This window comes from Citrobacter sp. Cpa228 (assembly GCF_030333085.1).
Classification (GTDB): Bacteria; Pseudomonadota; Gammaproteobacteria; order Enterobacterales; family Enterobacteriaceae; genus Citrobacter; species Citrobacter pasteurii.
Genome location: NZ_JAOWGQ010000043.1, coordinates 398326 through 418211, shown reverse-complemented (window position 1 = coordinate 418211; position 19886 = coordinate 398326). Strand labels below are relative to the sequence as shown.

The 19886-nt window shown below is 53.2% G+C and carries 14 protein-coding genes; 6 read left to right on the top strand and 8 right to left on the bottom strand.

Going from position 1 to position 19886, the window contains the following annotated elements:
• Positions 1-28 precede the first annotated feature (28 nt).
• From OGX91_RS11270 to lrp, 7 genes are all read right to left on the bottom strand, one after another.
• The gene (locus tag OGX91_RS11270; RefSeq protein ID WP_005123570.1) at positions 29-646 is read right to left on the bottom strand and encodes a DMSO/selenate family reductase complex B subunit; all 618 of its coding nucleotides are present in this window, start codon (positions 644-646) and stop codon (positions 29-31) included.
• A gap of 10 nt (positions 647-656) precedes the next feature.
• Positions 657-3101 (bottom strand): dimethylsulfoxide reductase subunit A, encoded by a 2445-nt coding sequence (gene dmsA, locus OGX91_RS11265; protein WP_286626267.1) that lies wholly within the window; start codon positions 3099-3101, stop codon positions 657-659.
• Between the two features lie 236 nt (positions 3102-3337).
• Positions 3338-4630, bottom strand: coding sequence for a serine--tRNA ligase (gene serS / locus OGX91_RS11260; RefSeq protein ID WP_003836908.1), 1293 nt, complete (start codon positions 4628-4630; stop codon positions 3338-3340).
• Between the two features lie 92 nt (positions 4631-4722).
• Positions 4723-6066, bottom strand: a complete 1344-nt coding sequence (gene rarA, locus OGX91_RS11255) for a replication-associated recombination protein RarA (RefSeq protein ID WP_040233941.1) — start codon at positions 6064-6066, stop codon at positions 4723-4725.
• Positions 6067-6076: 10 nt separating this feature from the next.
• Positions 6077-6688 (bottom strand): outer membrane lipoprotein periplasmic chaperone LolA, encoded by a 612-nt coding sequence (gene lolA / locus OGX91_RS11250; protein ID WP_040233939.1) that lies wholly within the window; start codon positions 6686-6688, stop codon positions 6077-6079.
• Between the two features lie 111 nt (positions 6689-6799).
• A complete protein-coding gene (gene ftsK, locus OGX91_RS11245) occupies positions 6800-10840 on the bottom strand; it encodes a DNA translocase FtsK (protein WP_286626266.1) in 4041 nt (1346 codons plus the stop codon).
• Between the two features lie 134 nt (positions 10841-10974).
• On the bottom strand, positions 10975-11469 hold the full coding sequence (lrp, locus tag OGX91_RS11240; protein ID WP_002439523.1) for a leucine-responsive transcriptional regulator Lrp: 495 nt from the start codon (positions 11467-11469) through the stop codon (positions 10975-10977).
• 618 nt (positions 11470-12087) lie between these two features.
• Between lrp and trxB the strand changes: the two genes are divergently transcribed.
• From trxB to infA, 5 genes are all read left to right on the top strand, one after another.
• Positions 12088-13056 (top strand): thioredoxin-disulfide reductase, encoded by a 969-nt coding sequence (trxB, locus tag OGX91_RS11235; RefSeq protein ID WP_005123580.1) that lies wholly within the window; start codon positions 12088-12090, stop codon positions 13054-13056.
• Between the two features lie 114 nt (positions 13057-13170).
• The gene (gene cydD, locus OGX91_RS11230) at positions 13171-14937 is read left to right on the top strand and encodes a heme ABC transporter permease/ATP-binding protein CydD (RefSeq protein ID WP_040233935.1); all 1767 of its coding nucleotides are present in this window, start codon (positions 13171-13173) and stop codon (positions 14935-14937) included.
• Complete coding sequence (gene cydC / locus OGX91_RS11225) at positions 14938-16659, top strand: heme ABC transporter ATP-binding protein/permease CydC (RefSeq protein ID WP_005123583.1); 1722 nt, start codon at positions 14938-14940, stop codon at positions 16657-16659.
• A gap of 44 nt (positions 16660-16703) precedes the next feature.
• Positions 16704-17408, top strand: a complete 705-nt coding sequence (gene aat, locus OGX91_RS11220) for a leucyl/phenylalanyl-tRNA--protein transferase (RefSeq protein ID WP_199948045.1) — start codon at positions 16704-16706, stop codon at positions 17406-17408.
• A gap of 286 nt (positions 17409-17694) precedes the next feature.
• Positions 17695-17913 carry a translation initiation factor IF-1 gene (gene infA / locus OGX91_RS11205; protein WP_002211347.1) on the top strand — a complete coding sequence of 73 codons (219 nt, stop codon included), beginning with the start codon at positions 17695-17697 and terminating at the stop codon, positions 17911-17913.
• A 78-nt stretch (positions 17914-17991) separates the two neighbouring features.
• Here the strand turns inward: infA and OGX91_RS11200 are convergent, their stop codons facing one another.
• On the bottom strand, positions 17992-18903 hold the full coding sequence (locus tag OGX91_RS11200) for a LysR family transcriptional regulator (RefSeq protein WP_199948042.1): 912 nt from the start codon (positions 18901-18903) through the stop codon (positions 17992-17994).
• A gap of 108 nt (positions 18904-19011) precedes the next feature.
• On the opposite strand from OGX91_RS11200, the gene OGX91_RS11195 reads away from it, so the two are divergent.
• Positions 19012-19872: a pirin family protein gene (locus OGX91_RS11195; protein WP_005123588.1), complete on the top strand. Its 861-nt coding sequence runs from the start codon at positions 19012-19014 to the stop codon at positions 19870-19872.
• The last annotated feature ends 14 nt before the right edge of the window (positions 19873-19886 follow it).

The following is a 19886-nucleotide window of genomic DNA, read 5'->3' as shown; positions in this document are numbered from 1 at the left end:
CGGCCATTCATGCCATCCACTTCCCATCTTACACCTCCTTCGGATTAGCCAGATAACCCGTGGTATCCCCGGTCGGGCGGCTATTGGCATTTGGTTTGATGACGATGCTCGGTTTGGTAAAGTGCGCGCCAGGGAGCGGCGCAACCGCGGCCAGGGTGCCGTGTTTTTTACGCAGTTCCTCTATCGGGCCGAAGTCCAGCGCACGCAGCGGGCAGGATTCGACACAGATGGGTTTCTTACCCTCAGCAACACGTTCATGACAGCCATCGCACTTGGTCATGTGTCCTTTGGCGGCATTGTATTGCGGTGCGCCATACGGGCAGGCCATGTGGCAATAGCGACAGCCAATGCACACGTCTTCATCCACGACCACAAAACCATCTTCACGTTTGTGCATCGCGCCGCTTGGACACACCTTGGTACAGGCCGGGTCTTCACAGTGGTTACACGCAATGGAGAGGTAGTAGGCGAAAACGTTCTGGTGCCAGACACCGTTATCTTCCTGCCAGTCACCGCCGGCGTATTCGTAAATACGGCGGAAACTGACGTCCGGCGTTAAATTTTTGAAGTCTTTGCAGGCCAGTTCGCAAGTTTTGCAACCGGTGCAACGGCTGGAATCAATAAAAAATCCATACTGGGTTGTCATCGGTTACTCCTTACACCTTTTCAACCTGAACAAGGTTCGTATGTGATGGGTTCCCCTTAGCGAGAGGAGAAGGTCGCTGGGTCGTCAGCACGTTAATACAACCGCCCTGATCCACACGTTTCACATCCGGGTCATACCAGGCGCCCTCGCCCAGCGCTACAACGCCAGGCATCATACGTGGGGTAACTTTAGCCTCAATATGCACTTCTCCACGGTCGTTAAAGATACGTACCTTGTCACCGTTGTTAATACCCCGCCGTTGTGCATCCATCGGGTTAATCCACATTTCCTGGCGACAGGACGCTTTCAGAACATCAACGTTGCCATAGGTCGAGTGGACGCGAGATTTATAATGGAAGCCCGTTAATTGCAGAGGGAATTTTTCCACCAGTGGATCGTTTAAGCTTTCAAAGCCCGGTGTATAAATCGGTAATGGATCGATCACATCGCCTTCCGGCAGTTCCCAGGTTGCGGCGATGTCTGCCAGCGCTTGAGAATAAATTTCAATCTTGCCTGACGGTGTGGTAAGCGGATTGGCTTTGGGGTCCTCACGAAATGCTTTATATGCCACGTGATGTCCTTCAGGATCACGCTGCTTAAAGATGCCCTGCTTACGGAACTCTTCAAATGTCGGCAGTTCCGGTATAGCCTTGCGCGACTGTTCATACAGATGACGCATCCACTCTTCCTGAGTACGGCCTTCCGTGAACTGTTGCTCGACGCCAAGGCGTTTCGCCAGCTCGCTGGTCATTTGGTAGATAGTCTTGCATTCAAAGCGCGGTTTGATCGCCTGATCGGTGAAAATCACGTAGGACATATTCCCGCAAGATGCATCCAGCGCAAAGTCCATCTGCTCAGAGGCCGTGCAGTCCGGCAGTAGAATATCGGCATATTTCGCCGAGGAGGTCATATGGCAGTCGATAACGACGATCATTTCACACTTCTTATCATCCTGCAGGATTTCATGCGTGCGGTTGATATCAGAGTGCTGGTTAATCAGGCAGTTACCGGCATAGTTCCAGATCATCTTAATCGGAACGTCGAGCTTATCCTTACCACGAACACCGTCGCGCAGCGCCGTCATTTCCGGACCACGCTCAATCGCATCCGTCCACATAAACATTGAGATACTGGTTTCGATGGGGTTTTCCAGCGTTGGCATACGCTCAAACGGTAAATCGTATGATCCCTCGCGTGCACCGCTGTTGCCGCCGTTGATCCCAACGTTGCCGGTCAGAATGGCCAACATCGAAATGGCACGGGTCGCAATCTCACCGTTAGCGTGACGCTGCGGCCCCCAGCCCTGGCTAATATAAGCGGGTTTCGCGCTACCAATTTCACGCGCCAACTTAACAATTCGTTCAGCAGGAATACCGGTTATCTGCGCAGCCCATTCCGGGGTCTTCGCGATACCGTCTTTACCCTGACCGAGAATATACGCCTTATAGTGACCGTTCTTCGGCGCTCCCGCCGGGAGGGTTTTTTCGTCATAGCCCACGCAGTACTTATCGAGGAACGGTTGATCAACCATATTCTCGCTGATCAGCACATAGGCAATACCGTTAACCAGCGCTGCATCTGTACCCGGTCGAATGGGGATCCATTCATCTTCGCGCCCCGCACCGGTATCCGTGTAGCGGGGATCGATTATGATCATGCGGGCATTAGATTTCTGCCGCGCCTGTTCAAGGTAATAGGTCACCCCACCACCGCTCATCCGGGTTTCGCCTGGGTTATTACCAAACAAGACAACGAGCTTACTGTTTTCAATGTCAGACGGGCTGTTACCGTCTGCCCATCCACCATAGGTATAGTTCAGTCCTGCCGCGATTTGCGCAGAAGAATAGTCCCCATAGTGGTTCAGGTAACCGCCGCAACAGTTCATTAAACGTGCCACCAGCGTTTTACCCGGCGGCCATGAGCGCGTCATCGTACCGCCCAGCGTACCGGTCCCATAGTTAAGATAGATAGACTCGTTACCGTAGTCTTTAATCAGACGCTGCATATTGCTGGCGATGATATCGTAGGCTTCATCCCAACTGATGCGCTCAAATTTACCTTCGCCGCGTTTGCCGACACGCTTCATTGGGTATTTCAGACGATCGGGATTATAGACGCGACGACGCATGGAGCGACCTCGCAGACAGGCGCGTACCTGGTGCAAACCGTCGTAGTTGTCATCGCCCGTGTTGTCGGTTTCGACATATTTGATTTCACCGTCTACGACATGCATACGCAGCGGACAACGACTGCCGCAGTTTACCGTACACGCGCTCCAGATCACTTTCTCATTGATCGGTGGCGGGTTGATGGCATCTGCAGCGTTTACAATACGGGTAAATGGCAGGGTAAACGCGCTACTGGCTACTGCCAGTCCGCCTATCGCCGTCGTTTTTACCAAACTGCGACGACTCACCTCAGCAGCCAGCACGGCATCGGGGATCTTAGTTTTCATAGTGGCTCACTCTGCTGCTCACAATAAACAAAACGGGAATGTTCGTTGTATAGTCGTTTATATATCGATACTATCGTTATACAGACCGTTATATATCGAATTTATGCAAAGACAGAGATAAATACTGACTTTCATTCGAAGGCAGTATTACCACTAATGGAGTAAGGGTTATTGTCCGGCATCAAACGGGCGTAAAAAAAGCGCCCTGAGGCGCTTTTTTAGCAAGGAAAAATGACTTAACCGATGAATTCCAGGCCATTCATGTACGGACGTAATACTTCCGGTACCTGAATACGGCCATCAGCTTGCTGGTAGTTTTCCATAACTGCAACCAGCGTACGTCCCACAGCCAGACCAGAACCGTTCAGCGTATGCACTAAACGTGTTTTCTTGTCAGATTTGCTACGACAACGCGCCTGCATACGGCGAGCCTGGAAATCCCACACGTTGGAGCAAGAGGAGATTTCACGATAGGTATTCTGCGCCGGGATCCACACTTCCAGATCGTAGGTTTTGCATGCGCCGAAACCCATGTCGCCTGTGCACAGGATGATCTTGCGATACGGCAGACCCAACAGTTGCAGGACCTTCTCAGCATGACCGGTCATCTCTTCCAGCGCGTCCATCGAATCTTCTGGACGAACAATCTGCACCATCTCAACTTTATCGAACTGGTGCATACGGATCAGACCGCGGGTATCACGACCGTAAGAACCAGCCTCAGAACGGAAGCATGGCGTATGCGCAGTCATTTTGATCGGCAGCGCATCTTCGTCGATGATTTCGTCACGTACCAGGTTGGTCAGCGGCACTTCTGCCGTTGGGATCAGCGCATAATTGCTGCTGTCAGCTTCTTCATCCAGCGGACGCGTATGGAACAAGTCACCAGCAAATTTCGGCAGTTGGCCTGTGCCGTACAGCGTGTCATGGTTAACCAGATACGGGACGTAGTTTTCGCTGTAACCATGCTGTTCAGTGTGCAGATCCAGCATGAACTGAGACAGCGCACGGTGCATACGCGCAATCTGCCCTTTCATAACAACGAAACGAGAGCCGGTCAGCTTAACCGCCGCGGCGAAATCAAGCCCCGTGTGCATTTCACCCAGAGTAACGTGATCGCGCACTTCGAAATCGAACTCGCGTGGTGTACCCCAGCGGCTGACTTCGACGTTGTCATTTTCATCTTTACCCACCGGAACTTCGTCCGCTGGCAGGTTGGGAATGGTCAGCGCAATGTCGCGGATCTCGGCCTGTAAGGTATCAAGTTCAGCTTTCGCGGCATCCAGCTCTTCGCCCAGTTTGTTCACTTCCAGACGTAAAGACTCGATATCTTCCCCGCGCGCTTTTGCCTGGCCGATGGATTTCGATCGAGAGTTACGCTCTGCCTGCAGGTTTTCAGTTTGTACCTGCAGAACTTTACGACGCTCTTCAAGAGCGCGCAGCTTATCTACATCCAGCTTAAAGCCCCGGCTTGCCAGTTTTTCTGCGACTGCGTCTGGCTCATTACGCAGCAGATTGGGATCGAGCATGCTTATCCTGTGCTTATCGAATTAAAATAGGAGAAAGTGACCACAGCCTGCGGTCACAGGGATACAGAGACAACATTACCGCAACGATAACACTAACGGTAGCGTTTTATAGGGCTATTTTGATCCTGTCCGGCGAGCCAGGCGAGCTTTTCGCCAATCTTGCCTTCAAGACCTCTGTTTGTGGGACGATAATAGCGCGTTTGTGCCATTTCCTGCGGGAAGTATTCTTCTCCGGCAGCGTAGGCATTTGGCTCATCATGGGCGTAGCGATATTCCTGGCCATAACCCATCTCTTTCATCAGCTTCGTCGGCGCGTTGCGCAGGTGGACCGGCACGTCGTAATCCGGACGTTCCCGGGCATCAGCCAGCGCGGCTTTAAAGGCGGTGTATACCGCATTACTTTTCGGCGCACAGGCCAGATAGACAATCGCCTGAGCAATCGCGCGCTCACCTTCCGCTGGCCCCACGCGGGTAAAACAATCCCATGCAGAAATTGCCACCTGCATGGCGCGAGGATCGGCATTGCCCACATCTTCAGAGGCAATCGCCAGACAGCGACGGGCAACGTACAGCGGGTCGCCGCCAGCGGTGATGATACGCGCATACCAATAAAGCGCCGCATCCGGCGAACTACCGCGGACCGACTTATGTAATGCTGATATCAGGTCGTAAAAACGATCGCCTTTATTATCGAAACGCGCGCTACGTTCACCGGCAATCTCAGTCAGTAACGTAGCGTGTAAAACGCGTTTTCCGCTGTCATCCACTTCGGCCATGTCGGCCATCATTTCCAGCGTATTTAACGCCCGCCGCGCGTCACCGTTTACCAGTTCAGCAATCGCCCGACGCGTTTCGTTCGGCAAAACGATGTCCTGGCCGCCATAACCCCGCGCTTTATCTGACATCGCCTGGTCCAGCACCTGTTCAATATCGTCGGTGGTTAACGATTTCAGTAAGTAAACGCGCGCCCGCGACAGCAGCGCCGAGTTCAGCTCAAACGAGGGGTTTTCAGTGGTCGCGCCAATAAACGTGATGGTACCGTCTTCAATATGCGGTAAAAACGCATCCTGTTGGCTTTTATTAAAACGGTGAACTTCGTCCACAAACAGGATCGTACGCCGACCAGCGTTACGGTTCTGACGCGCACGCTCAATCGCTTCACGAATTTCTTTTACACCAGACGTAACCGCCGAAATGCGTTCAACATCGGCGTTGGCGTAACGGGCAATAACTTCGGCAAGCGTGGTTTTGCCCGTCCCCGGCGGCCCCCATAAAATCATGGAGTGCAGGTGCCCGGCCTCGATGGCGCGCGGCAAGGGCTTACCCGCAGCCAGCAGATGTTGCTGGCCGATATACTGCGCTAAATTTTCTGGCCGCATACGCGCGGCCAGTGGCTGAAAAGTATTATCAGAAAAGTCGAGCGACAGATTGCTCACTCACACGCCTCTACTTACGTTGATCGTCAACCGTTACACCTTGCGGCGGGGTAAAGGTGAATTTGGAAGGTTCAATAGCGCCGTTCTGCTGCGATTTCAGCTGATAGCTGCTGCGCTGATCGTCTTGTTCAACGGCGCTAAACTGGTGGATCGTCCCGTCCCGCCCAACATTGATCGTAAACTGCTTCAGGTTACCGCTGCTGGTTTTGGGCGTCAGCACAAAATCATCGCCGTTTTGCTTAATATTGTACTGCTGCCAGTCGCTGGACTGGTTACGCGCAATCAGCATAAACGGCGTGTTACCCGTAGCATCTTTCAGCCAGGTCGCCGTCGCCTGCTCAACAAACGGGTTGAAAAACCACAGTGTTTTACCATCTGAGACCAGAATGCTTTCGTCAGGCTGTGTCATATGCCAGTTAAACAGATTCGGACGTTTAACCCATAAATCACCCTGGCCTTCCTGCACCGCTGCGCCGCTACCATCCGTTACCTTCTGGGTAAAACTGGCGTGGAAGCTGCTGACTTTATCCAGACGGCTTTTCAGGTCGCTGGCGGCGTCAGCCCAAACGCTGCTCACCACAAAGCTCGATAGTAATGCACAGGTGATTGCGATTCTTTTCATCGTTATTCCTCAAAATACGTCACTCCCAACGGGGAGCTCCTTCTGCTATCCATTTCAGGCCAAAAATCAGCATGAGGAAAGTAGAAAATACTGAATTACTTAACTTTGCAATCAATCAAAGGGCGGTGGAGCCAGCACTTCACGATTGCCATTATGTCCCTGCTCACTGACAATTCCCTGCGCTTCCATCTGTTCGATGATGCGCGCCGCACGGTTATAACCAATGCGGAACTGGCGCTGGACGCCGGAGATGGAGGCTTTGCGTTTCTGGGTAACAAAATTCACCGCCTGATCGAACAACGGATCCAGCTCTTCCCCACCGTCAAAACCACCGCCACCACCTTCATTCTCGGTGTCTGAGGTGATGCCTTCAACGTACTGTGGACGACCACGCGCTTTCCAGTCCTGGACGACCGCATGAACTTCCTCATCGCGCACAAAAGCACCATGTACACGCACCGGAATCGTTGAGTTTGGCGCAGAATAGAGCATATCACCCATGCCCAACAGGGATTCAGCACCACCCTGATCAAGAATGGTACGTGAGTCAATCTTACTCGACACAGTAAACGCTATACGCGTCGGGATATTTGCTTTGATAAGCCCAGTGATAACGTCAACCGACGGACGCTGGGTCGCCAGCACCAGATGGATACCTGCCGCACGCGCTTTTTGCGCCAGACGGGCAATCAGTTCTTCCACTTTTTTACCGACAGTCATCATCAGATCAGCAAATTCATCGACCAGAACCACAATATACGGCTCTTTTTTCAGCACCGGATGAGTGACATCCATGCTATCGCCTGGTTTCCAGTACGGATCCGGGATTGGACGTCCCATACGATCTGCTTCCGCAATCTTCTCGTTGTAGCCCGCAAGGTTACGCACGCCCAGCGCCGACATCAGCTTGTAGCGACGTTCCATTTCATTGACGCTCCAGCGCAAGGCGTTGGCAGCATCTTTCATGTCGGTCACAACTTCGGTCAGCAGATGCGGAATGCCTTCATACACTGAAAGTTCCAGCATTTTCGGGTCAATCATGATAAAGCGAACATCTTCCGGCTGCGCTTTGTAGAGCATGCTGAGGATCATGGCGTTGACCCCAACAGATTTACCTGACCCCGTGGTACCTGCCACCAACAGATGCGGCATCTTCGCCAAATCGGCAGTCACAGGTTCACCAGCAATGTCCTTGCCGAGAACGACAGTAAGCGGTGACGGATTATCACGGAATTTTGCGTTATCCAGTACTTCACGCAGATAGACGGTCTGGCGTTTTTTGTTCGGTAACTCCAGTCCGACATACGGCTTACCTGGAATAACCTCCACTACACGAACTGCCGCGGTTGAAAGCGAGCGCGCCAGATCCCGGGAAAGGTTAGAAATACGCGCAGCTTTAACACCCGGTGCCAGATTTAGCTCAAAACGGGTAATGACCGGCCCGGGCGAGTAGTTCACCACATCGGCTTTAATACGGAAATCGGCCAGACGCGCTTCCACCAGACGCGCCATTTGCTCCAGCGCGAATGTATCTATTGGCTCAACTTCCGCCGGTGGAGGGGTGAGCAGATCCAGTGATGGCAGCAGCGTCGTCGGACGCTGTACAGGGCGGCTGTCGCCATTACGCATCAATAATGGATGGATCAGGCTTTCCTGCGGCGGCGGTGTGGCAGGCTGCGATGGCTGCTGATAATGCTGCGGCGGTGCGACAGGCTGCGGCGGCTGCTGATATTGCTGCTGCGGTGCGACAGGCTGCGGCGGCTGCTGATATTGCTGCTGCGGTACGACAGGCTGCGATGGCTGCTGATAATGCTGCTGCGGTGCGACAGGCTGCGGCGGCTGCTGATAATGCTGCTGCGGTGCGACAGGCTGCGGCGGCTGCTGGTAATGCTGCTGCGGTGCGACAGGCTGTTGATACTGTGGCGCAGGTTCCGGCATCACGCTGGGGGTAAACAGCGGCTCATGCGGCCCCTCATCCACTAACGCTTTCATTGGTGAGAATTCAAAATCATCAAGCGAGAATGGATTTGCCCCGGCAGGCTGTGCGCCGGAATAACGTTGCTGTTGAGAAGAAGCGAACTGACGCGCCAGTTCCGCTTCTGCGGCTGAATCTTCGTCATCAGCATGCGCTGTGTCATCCTGATACTCTTCGCCATAGCGGTGCTGCTGCGACTGGGCAAACTGACGCGCCAGTTCATCCTGCTGCATGGCATCAATTTCATCGTCACTGTATTGCGCATCTGTATCAAGCTGCTCTTCGCGCGCTTTCTCTTCCGCCATACGTTGTGACGGCAACTTAATGCCATATGAAGCCAACTCTCGGCGTGTCGGGACACGCACACGATTAGGGCGCGGCAGTTGCGGGCCAATTCCCTCTTTCACCTGCGGACGCGGCGCACCGCTCCCAGCAAGACTAAATACCGGTGCGGCAACGGCTGCACCGGCACCCAATGCAGCGTTTTTCACCCCAGCAGCCAGCGGCGCTGCAGCAGCCACAGACTCAACGGGAGGTATGGATGCTGTTGGCATAGACGGTGCAGCGGATTTCACCCGCTCAGGCTCTTGTGCGGGTTCTGGAATCGGTTGATACCAGGCAGCTAGCTGTTCACGCTCACGCGCACGTTTTTCTTCCACTTCTTCAAAATAGTAGAGCGGTGGACGCGCAGGCTTCACCTCTTCAACGACAGGTTCAGGCTCGGCAACCGGCGACTGTTCCACCACCGGCTGCTGATGAACCACGTGTTGTTGCTGCACGGAGTCTTGCTGATAGACCGGCTGCGGTTCAAGCGGCGCATTCTGCTGGTAAACCGGTTCTGGTTGCCAGGCGTGTTCCACCACCGACTCAGGTGCTTGCCACGGCATTGCCGGTTGCGGCATCGTCGGCTGTTCATAGCCAGCTTCGGCAACTGGCGGTACAGAATAAGGCATCTGCGGTTCAACCGGGGCAGGTTGCTGCCAGGGTTCATAAGGCTGAACCGGAGGCTGCGCGTACTGAACGGGCTGAGGGTAACCTTCCGGCGCTGGTGCGATAACCGCTTCACCGGTTTGCGGAGCCGGTGCGGATTGCCATGCCACCGCGGGAGTGGGTTGCTCTGAAGCGGTTCCCGGTACTGGCGCATTTTGCAACAGCGGGTCGACTGGCGCACTCCAGGCCTGAGTTGCCGCAGTGGCAGTGGCGACCGCTGCGGCGGTGACCGGCTCAGTCACTGAATGGCCGTTTAATAGCGGGTCGAATTCATCGTATTCAGGTAATGTGGCACGGTTGCCAGAAAACAACACATCGTCAGGATCGGCTACAACGCCACGCGCGCTGTATTCAATTTCGTCCTCATCATCCATGCGCTTGCCGGAGAACAGCGCGGCATCAGTGTGACGTCCAAGTGGATTGGTGAACTTCTCTGCCAGACGTTTACGGCGCGCTAACGCTCCGCGCAGAATACGTGCCCGTCGAGATCCATGTGGGGTGCCATCAACGGCGTCGACAGACTCTTCATCATCTTCATATTCTTCGTCATCGACCCAGGTATCATCGCGACGAGTACGATTGCTGGCAAATGTCAGGATATTCAGTAACCAGCCACCCAGTTTCTCGGCAATGCTCACCCATGACCAGCCAGTAAACAGCGTTAAACCCGCGGCCCAGATACATAACAGCGCAAGCGTACCGCCACTGCTGTGCAGCAGGGGTTGCAGCGTAGTACTGAGCAGGCTGCCAATAACCCCGCCAGAGGCAAAATACCAGATGTCATCGGCATTGATTGCGGCAAGCCCGCAAGATGTGAGAATCAGCGCCAAAACGCCAATAATACGCAGCGATACGGCGAAGTAATCGACGTATTCGTCGCTGGCCTGATGTCGCCAGGCAAACCAGCAGCCGCCGACGATTATCACGGGGATAGTGTAAGCCATGACACCAAAAATGAAGAACAGCGTATCCGCCAGCCATGCTCCGGGTATTCCTCCCAGATTATGGATAGGTTCGTGCCATGCGGTTTGCGACCAACTGGGGTCCGAAGGGTTAAAGCTGAGTAAGGCAGCCATCAACCAGACGGCAAAAAGGGCAATAAGAATCAGCAACGCTTCCAGAAGTCGGCGCCCGCTGCTTAACTTCGTCAATGTGACGTCTTTGTCTTCAGTGTATTCCTGGCTCAAAAACGGCTCTCCAGGTTTCAGGCTTTTCCTGCCCGATGCTAAAACGGACAACAGCACCGGGTTACCCCGGCACTGTTGCTGTATGGATTAACAGGAGTGTAATCAAACTGCGTCGATTTTGCACCTGTTCCGTGTTAGCGCGTCTTAATTACCAGACGATTGCTCTGTTTGACTTCTTCCATTACCACGTAAGTACGTGTGTCATTCACGCCAGGCAGACGCAGCAGGGTTTCCCCCAACAGCTTACGGTATGCCGACATATCCGGTACGCGTGTTTTCAGCAAATAGTCGAAATCACCGGAAACTAAATGACACTCTTGAATTTCTTCAAGTTTTTGTACTGCAGAGTTGAATTGTTCAAACACATCCGGGGCGCCACGATTCAGAGTAATCTCAACAAAAACCAGAAGTGATGCATCCAGATAATGCGGGTTCAACAGCGCTGTATAGCCCTGAATAAAACCCTGTCTTTCCAACCGACGCACACGCTCAAGGCAGGGCGTTGGTGAAAGTCCCACACGTTTAGAAAGCTCGACGTTAGAAATACGCCCATCCTTTTGCAGCTCATTAAGAATGTTACGATCGATACGGTCGAGATCTTTGCCAGGGCGCTTCTTACTATCTACCATTATTATTGTCTCTCTGTATTCCTTCCCTACTCCTGCCTGACTCTACTAACATCACTGTTCAGAGTCGCTACCCATCACAATAAACCGCAACCCAGAGGGATTTACGGTGCGCAATGCCTGGGTTTATGGTGAGAAGACCGTTGCCTGTCGGCGGCTATCGACATCACGAATGGCATCTGTCCACACCATGCGTAGATTTCACTAACCCGGTAAACATGGTATCTACATGCATGATTATGCAGCATATACATGACACAGTTTTTTTCTTCCTTGAATGTTTTCGCAAAACAGCAGGTGATTGTCAAAGCAAAACATCGATTTTTAGTACAACATGCCAGTTATTCATTGGGAGTGATGGAAAATCGTCATTTTATCACCTTATAACTGACCGATTTTAAGTAGAAATCATTATATCCCCGTCATAGTTCACGTCGCCGGTGCGTTGGCTTCACGCGGCCCCCCAACTCGAATAAATTAGGGAAGCGCATTACCCTCAATTTTGCCCATCATCGGTTTCCGCTATTACACATATTGTTAACAAAATCGCCATACTCTTTTTTTACGTCTGCAAATTCCCTACAATCCTGCCCATTGCCTACCAACAACTATGGGGATCTCATGGGCACGACCAAACACAGTAAACTTCTTATTCTGGGTTCAGGCCCTGCGGGCTATACCGCTGCCGTCTATGCTGCGCGCGCAAACCTGCAGCCGGTGCTGATTACCGGTATGGAAAAAGGCGGTCAGCTGACCACCACAACAGAAGTGGAGAACTGGCCTGGCGATCCAAACGATCTCACTGGCCCGCTGCTGATGGAACGCATGCACGAGCACGCAACGAAATTTGAAACGGAGATCATCTTCGATCACATCAGCAAGGTAGATCTACAAAACCGCCCTTTCCGTCTCACCGGAGACAGCGGCGAGTACACCTGTGACGCACTGATCATCGCCACTGGTGCTTCAGCACGCTATCTGGGCTTACCTTCAGAAGAAGCCTTTAAAGGCCGCGGGGTTTCCGCCTGCGCAACCTGCGACGGTTTCTTCTATCGTAACCAAAAAGTTGCGGTGATCGGCGGCGGCAATACCGCGGTGGAAGAAGCGTTATACCTGGCGAATATCGCCTCCGAAGTTCACTTGATTCACCGCCGCGACAGTTTCCGTGCCGAGAAAATCCTCATCAAACGTTTGATGGATAAAGTTGAAAACGGCAACATCGTGCTGCACACGCACCGCACACTGGAAGAAGTGACTGGCGATCAAATGGGTGTAACCGGATTGCGTCTGCGCGATACACAAAATACTGACAACGTTGAATCTCTTGACGTCGCCGGATTGTTTGTCGCCATCGGCCACAGCCCGAACACGGCTATTTTCGATGGTCAACTTGAACTGGAAAACGGCTATATCAAAGTTCAGTCCGGTATTCACGGCAATGCGACACAAACCAGCATTCCTGGTGTGTTCGCTGCCGGCGACGTGATGGACCATATTTATCGTCAGGCGATTACCTCAGCGGGTACAGGTTGTATGGCCGCCCTGGACGCAGAACGTTATCTCGACGGTCTGGCGGACGCCTGCAAATAGTTTTTACAAATCAGTAACAAAAGTAAAAAAGGCGACTATAAGTCGCCTTTATTTTTGCCCCGTTGTAACATTGTCCTGCCCAAAAATTCCAATAACTCACCTGCTAAGCGTGCAATGAATAAAACCCGTCAAAAAGAGCTTACCCGCTGGTTAAAACAGCAAAGTGTCATTTCTCAGCGCTGGCTGAATATTTCACGCCTGTTGGGGTTCGTGAGTGGCCTGTTAATTGTCGCTCAGGCCTGGCTCATGGCTCGGATTCTGCAGCACATGATCATGGAAAATATCCCCCGTGAAGCGCTGCTGTTCCCTTTCGTCGTGCTGGTCTTGATTTTTATCCTGCGGGCGTGGGTTGTCTGGTTACGTGAGCGAATAGGGTTTCATGCGGGCCAACATATTCGTTTTGAGATTCGTCGCCAGGTTCTGGATCGTCTGCAACAGGCGGGGCCAGCATGGATACAGGGGAAGCCTGCCGGAAGCTGGGCCACGCTGATTCTGGAACAGATTGACGATATGCATGACTACTATGCGCGTTATTTGCCGCAAATGGCGCTTGCGGTATGCGTCCCGCTATTGATTGTGGCTGCCGTTTTCCCGTCAAACTGGGTTGCAGCCCTTATCCTGCTGGGAACCGCACCACTGATCCCTCTGTTTATGGCGATGGTCGGTATGGGCGCTGCCGATGCTAACCGGCGTAACTTTCAGGCACTTGCCCGACTCAGCGGTCATTTCCTCGATCGCTTGCGCGGCATGGAAACACTGAGAATTTTTGGTCGCGGCAAAGCGGAGACGGAAAGCATCCGGGCTGCATCGCAGGATTTCCGTCAGCGTACGATGGAAGTGCTTCGTCTGGCATTCCTGTCTTCGGGCGTGCTGGAGTTTTTCACTTCGCTCTCTATTGCCCTGGTAGCCGTGTACTTCGGTTTTTCTTATCTCGGCGAGCTTGATTTCGGCCACTACGGAACCGGCGTCACGCTGGCGGCTGGTTTCCTGGCGCTGATTCTGGCACCGGAATTTTTCCAGCCCCTGCGCGATCTGGGCACGTTTTACCATGCCAAGGCGCAAGCGGTAGGCGCTGCCGACAGTCTGAAAACGTTCATGGAAACCCCGCTCGCGCATCCTGAGCGTGGCGATATTGAGCTGGCGACCAAAGACGCGGTTTCAATTGAAGCCGAAGATCTGATCATCACCTCACCCGAAGGCAAGATCCTGGCTGGTCCGCTTAACTTCTCCCTACCCGCAGGCCAGCGCGCGGTGCTGGTTGGGCGTAGTGGTTCCGGTAAGAGCTCGCTGCTGAATGTTCTGTCAGGCTTTCTCTCGTATCAGGGCTCATTGCGTATTAATGGCTTTGAACTTCGTGACTTGTCGCCTGATGCCTGGCGTAAACAACTCTCATGGGTTGGGCAAAACCCGCAGCTTCCGGCTGCTACATTGCGCGAAAATGTGCTGCTGGCATGCCCTGATGCCAGCGAAGAACAGTTACAGGCCGCGCTCGATAGCGCCTGGGTCAGTGAGTTTTTACCGCTGCTTCCTCGGGGTGTGGATACCCCTGTGGGCGACCAGGCAGGTCGACTTTCTGTCGGGCAAGCGCAGCGTGTTGCCGTTGCCCGTGCCTTACTCAACCCGTGTCAGTTACTGCTGCTCGACGAACCCGCAGCCAGTCTTGATGCTCACAGCGAACAACGTGTGATGCAGGCATTGAATGCAGCATCGCGCCGCCAGAGCACACTGATGGTTACGCACCAGTTGGAAGATCTTGCCGACTGGGACGCTATCTGGGTCATGCAAGACGGCCAGATTGTCGAACAAGGTACCTACGCGCAACTTAGCGCAGCCAACGGGGCTTTTGCGACATTACTGGCTCACCGTCAGGAGGACATCTAAATGCGCGCTTTGCTACCCTATCTGACGCTGTATAAACGTCATAAATGGATGTTAACACTGGGGATCGTTCTGGCGATCGTTACATTACTGGCAAGCATTGGTTTACTGACGCTTTCAGGCTGGTTCCTGTCTGCTTCCGCCGTCGTCGGTGTCACCGGGATTTACAGTTTTAACTACATGCTTCCGGCGGCTGGCGTTCGCGGGGCGGCAATTACCCGAACCGCAGGTCGTTATTTCGAACGACTGGTCAGTCACGACGCGACGTTTCGTGTATTGCAGCATCTGCGTATTTACACCTTCAGCAAATTGCTGCCGCTCTCCCCTGCCGGGCTCGCCCGATACGGCCAGGGCGAACTGCTCAACCGCGTTGTGGCGGATGTCGACACGCTCGATCATCTCTATTTACGCGTGCTTTCCCCGCTGGTTGGTGCGTTTGTCGTTATTGTGGTAGTCACGCTAGGGTTGAGCGTTCTCGATCTCACACTCGCCATCACCCTTGGCGGTATTATGCTGCTGACTCTGTTTATCTTGCCTCCGTTGTTTTACCAGGCGGGTAAAAGCGCCGGGCAGAACCTGACGCATCTGCGCGGGCAATACCGTCAGCAGTTGACCTCCTGGTTACAGGGTCAGGCGGAGCTGACCCTTTTTGGCGCCAGTGAACGCTACCGCACACAAATGGAAGCCACCGAGCTGCAATGGCATGAAGCTCAGCGTCGTCAGTCCGAATTAACGGCCTTGTCTCAGGCTGTCATGCTGCTGATTGGCGCTCTGGCTGTGGTGATGATGTTATGGATGGCTTCAGGTGGCGTAGGCGGAAACACTCAACCAGGCGCACTGATAGCGTTGTTTGTGTTCTGCGCGCTGGCCGCTTTCGAAGCGCTGGCCCCTGTTACCGGCGCATTTCAGCATCTCGGCCAGGTGATTGCTTCAGCACTACGTATTACCGAACTGACAGAACAGCAACCGGAAGTCACCTTCCCGGATACGGAATCTACGGTTTCGCAACAGATTACTCTGACATTGCGTGAGGTGTCTTTCAGCTATCCTGGGCAAACACAAAAAGCTCTGGACACCCTTTCTTTGCTCGCTAAACCCGGTGAACACATTGCGATTCTGGGTCGGACAGGCTGTGGGAAATCAACGTTGCTGCAATTATTGACCCGTGCATGGGATCCACAACACGGCGAAATCCTGATTAACGATCGTCCGATTTCAACGCTGAACGAAGCCGCATTGCGCCAATGCATCAGCGTCGTACCACAGCGAGTGCATCTGTTCAGTGCGACATTGCGCGATAACCTGCTGTTGGCTGCGCCACACGCCAGCGATGAAGCGCTATCCCGGATGCTGTGTCGTGTCGGTCTGGAAAAACTGCTTGAAGGTGATGGTCTCAATGCCTGGTTGGGTGAAGGCGGTCGTCAGCTTTCAGGCGGAGAGCTACGCCGTTTGGCTATCGCACGAGCCTTGCTGCACGATGCGCCGCTGATGCTTCTGGATGAACCTACTGAAGGTCTGGATGCAACAACGGAAAGCCAAATGCTTGAATTGATTAACGATGTGATGCGCAATAAAACCATCCTGATGGTCACACATCGCCTGCGCGGACTGTCGCGATTTAATCAAATAATAGTGATGGACAACGGACGCATAATTGAGCAAGGTAATCACGCAGATCTGTTAGCCAGGCAGGGGCGTTATTACCAGTTTAAGCAACGTCTGTAAGCTATTATTGAACGATCCAACTCGCGTAGTGGAGTTTCGCTGTCATGCGCCTGGTGCAACTGTCCCGCCATTCTATCGCCTTCCCCTCACCGGAAGGCGCTTTACGCGAGCCTAATGGTTTGTTGGCGCTGGGGGGCGATCTCAGCCCTGCCCGCCTGCTAATGGCCTACCAACGCGGTATTTTCCCGTGGTTTTCTCCTGGCGACCCTATCCTCTGGTGGTCGCCCGACCCACGCGCCATTCTTTGGCCTGACAAATTTCACGTAAGTCGCAGCATGAAGCGCTTTCATAAACACTCACCGTATCGTGTGACACTTAATTACGCGTTTGGTCAGGTCATTGAAGGATGTGCAAACGACCGGGAAGAAGGCACCTGGATAACGCATGATGTCGTGGATGCCTATCATCGGCTGCATGAACTTGGACACGCGCACTCTATTGAAGTATGGCGGCAAAATGAATTAGTCGGCGGGATGTACGGCGTTGCGCAAGGTACCCTTTTCTGCGGTGAATCGATGTTCAGTCGCCAGGAAAATGCCTCCAAAACCGCACTGCTTGTTTTTTGCGCTGAATTTAACCGTCAGGGCGGAAAATTAATCGATTGCCAGGTGTTAAATACCCATACCGCGTCGCTGGGAGCCATTGAGACTCCGCGCAGGGACTACCTTGAACATTTAAGCAGGCTACGCCAGCAGCGCCTACCGAGCCACTTCTGGGTGCCCAGGACGTTATTTTCGCCTCAGGAGTGAATGTTTTCGGCACATTTTTTGTCGGGGTGTTATAATTGGTGCCGCAGAGTCGGTTTAGCCCATTACCCCGCCGCCGTTAAGGAACAGTTCGCGTCAGGCAACGCCTATCGTTTATCTCATCGTTCCCTTACACGTTGCGCTTTTAGTGCGGCTTTGTTGTGTGTGGTTAGAGTAATGCGCCAAACCCGATTTACTGCGTTTTAAACGCACAAATCTTTACTTATTAAAAGAACTTCGGCATTATCTTGCCGGTTCAAATTACGGTAGTGATACCCCAGAGGATTAGATGGCCAAAGAAGACAATATTGAAATGCAGGGTACCGTTCTCGATACGTTACCTAATACCATGTTCCGCGTAGAGTTAGAAAACGGTCACGTGGTTACTGCACACATCTCCGGTAAAATGCGTAAAAACTATATCCGCATCCTGACGGGCGACAAAGTGACTGTTGAACTAACCCCGTACGACCTGAGCAAAGGCCGCATTGTCTTCCGTAGTCGCTGATTGTTTTAACGCCCAAATGGCGTCCAGATAATAAAAGGTCGGTTTAACCGGCCTTTTTTGTGGACTGATATTACGTATTTAATCCTCGATCATTCGTGCATATTCTTCCGTGAGGAAATCCACCAGTGCACGAACCGACGGCAATAACCCCCTGCGCGATGGAAAAACCGCGTGAATGATCTCTCGCTTTGGTTCCCAACCGCCGAGTAATGCCACCAGCTCGCCCGCCACTATTTGCTCTTTTACCATCAATTGCGGAAGCTGAACGACCCCTACACCTGCCACTGCCGCTTCGCGTAAAGCCAGCATATCGGTGGTGATCATACGCGGTGTGAAATGCACTTCCGCACGTGCGCCCTGTGGGCCAAATAATTCCCAGCGATGCACATGCTTACCCGTGGCCAGGCTCAGACCAGGCCATCTGGTCAGCTCCGCTGGCGCATGTAAAGTGCCCATCCGCTCGATCAATCGCGGGCTGGCATACAGGCGATGCCCCCTGTCAGCAAGTACACGCATTACCAGATCGCTATCCTCAAAAGGACGGGGTCTGACGCGAATCGCGACATCAAGGCCTTCACCGACCACGTCAACCCGACGATTTGTCGCCTCAAGCTGTACGGATACATCGGGATAACGTGCCATAAAACGGGCGAGCATGGAGCCGACATGTACGTGCAGTAAAGTGACCGGACAGGTCAGCTTCACAATACCTCGCGGCTCTACCTGCAACGCCGCAATGGCATCCTGCGCTGCCTGCGCTTCCACCAACATAGCCTTACAGTGTTCATAGAACGTTTGTCCAACTTCAGTAACATTAAACTGCCGGGTGGTTCGCTGAATCAATCGCACCCCCAACCGCTCTTCCAGTTGCGCTATCCGTCGGCTCAGTTTTGATTTCGGTTCATCAAGCGCCCGACCGGCCGCAGCGAATCCTCCTTCTTCAACTACGTGAACAAACCACGCGAAATCATTGAGATCCGGCTTAGTCATCTTATTGTCCTATTTATGAGACTGTGAAAGCTATTTTAGCTACTACTCAGTTTTCTGTCATGAATATAAGCTTATTCACATCAAGATAACGCCACTGAGGAGACACATATGAAACAAGTAACAGGCGTCTACACCGCACCTCGCCCACACTGGGTTGGCGATGGATTCCCGGTTCGCTCGATGTTCTCTTACCAGTCTCATGCTGAACAGTTAAGTCCGTTCCTGCTGCTGGATTACGCCGGGCCACATACCTTCACCCCTGGTAATGAAAAACGTGGCGTGGGCGAACACCCTCACCGTGGTTTCGAAACGGTGACCATCGTGTACAGCGGTGAAGTTGAGCATCGTGATTCAACCGGTCGCGGCGGCATTATCGGCCCCGGCGACGTGCAGTGGATGACCGCGGGCGCAGGGATATTGCACGAAGAGTTCCATTCGCCTGAATTTACCCGTCAGGGCGGCGAGCTGGAAATGGTGCAGCTGTGGGTCAATCTGCCGGCAAAAGACAAAATGGCCGTACCAGGATATCAGGGCATTAGTAGTGATGTTATCCCTACTGTCGCGCTGCCAGATGACGCCGGCACTCTCCGTGTCATTGCGGGCAGCTATCAGGAAACAAAAGGTCCGGCACATACCTTCTCGCCGCTGAATGTCTGGGATATGCGTCTGCAGCGTAATCATCAGTTCACGTTGTCCCAGCCGGAAGGATGGAGCACTGCACTGGTGGTACTGAAAGGGAATATCACCGTAAACGGCACCACGCCTGCCAGCGAAGCGCAACTGGTGGTGCTCGGCCAGCAGGGGAAAACGCTACACATTGAAGCCACCAGCGACGCCTGCGTGCTGCTGCTGTCCGGCGAACCGTTGAACGAGCCGGTTGTGGGTTACGGTCCATTTGTCATGAACACGAAACAAGAAATCGCAGAAGCAGTACGCGATTTTAACTCCGGCCGCTTTGGCCAAATCTGAATCAAAGGAGAATA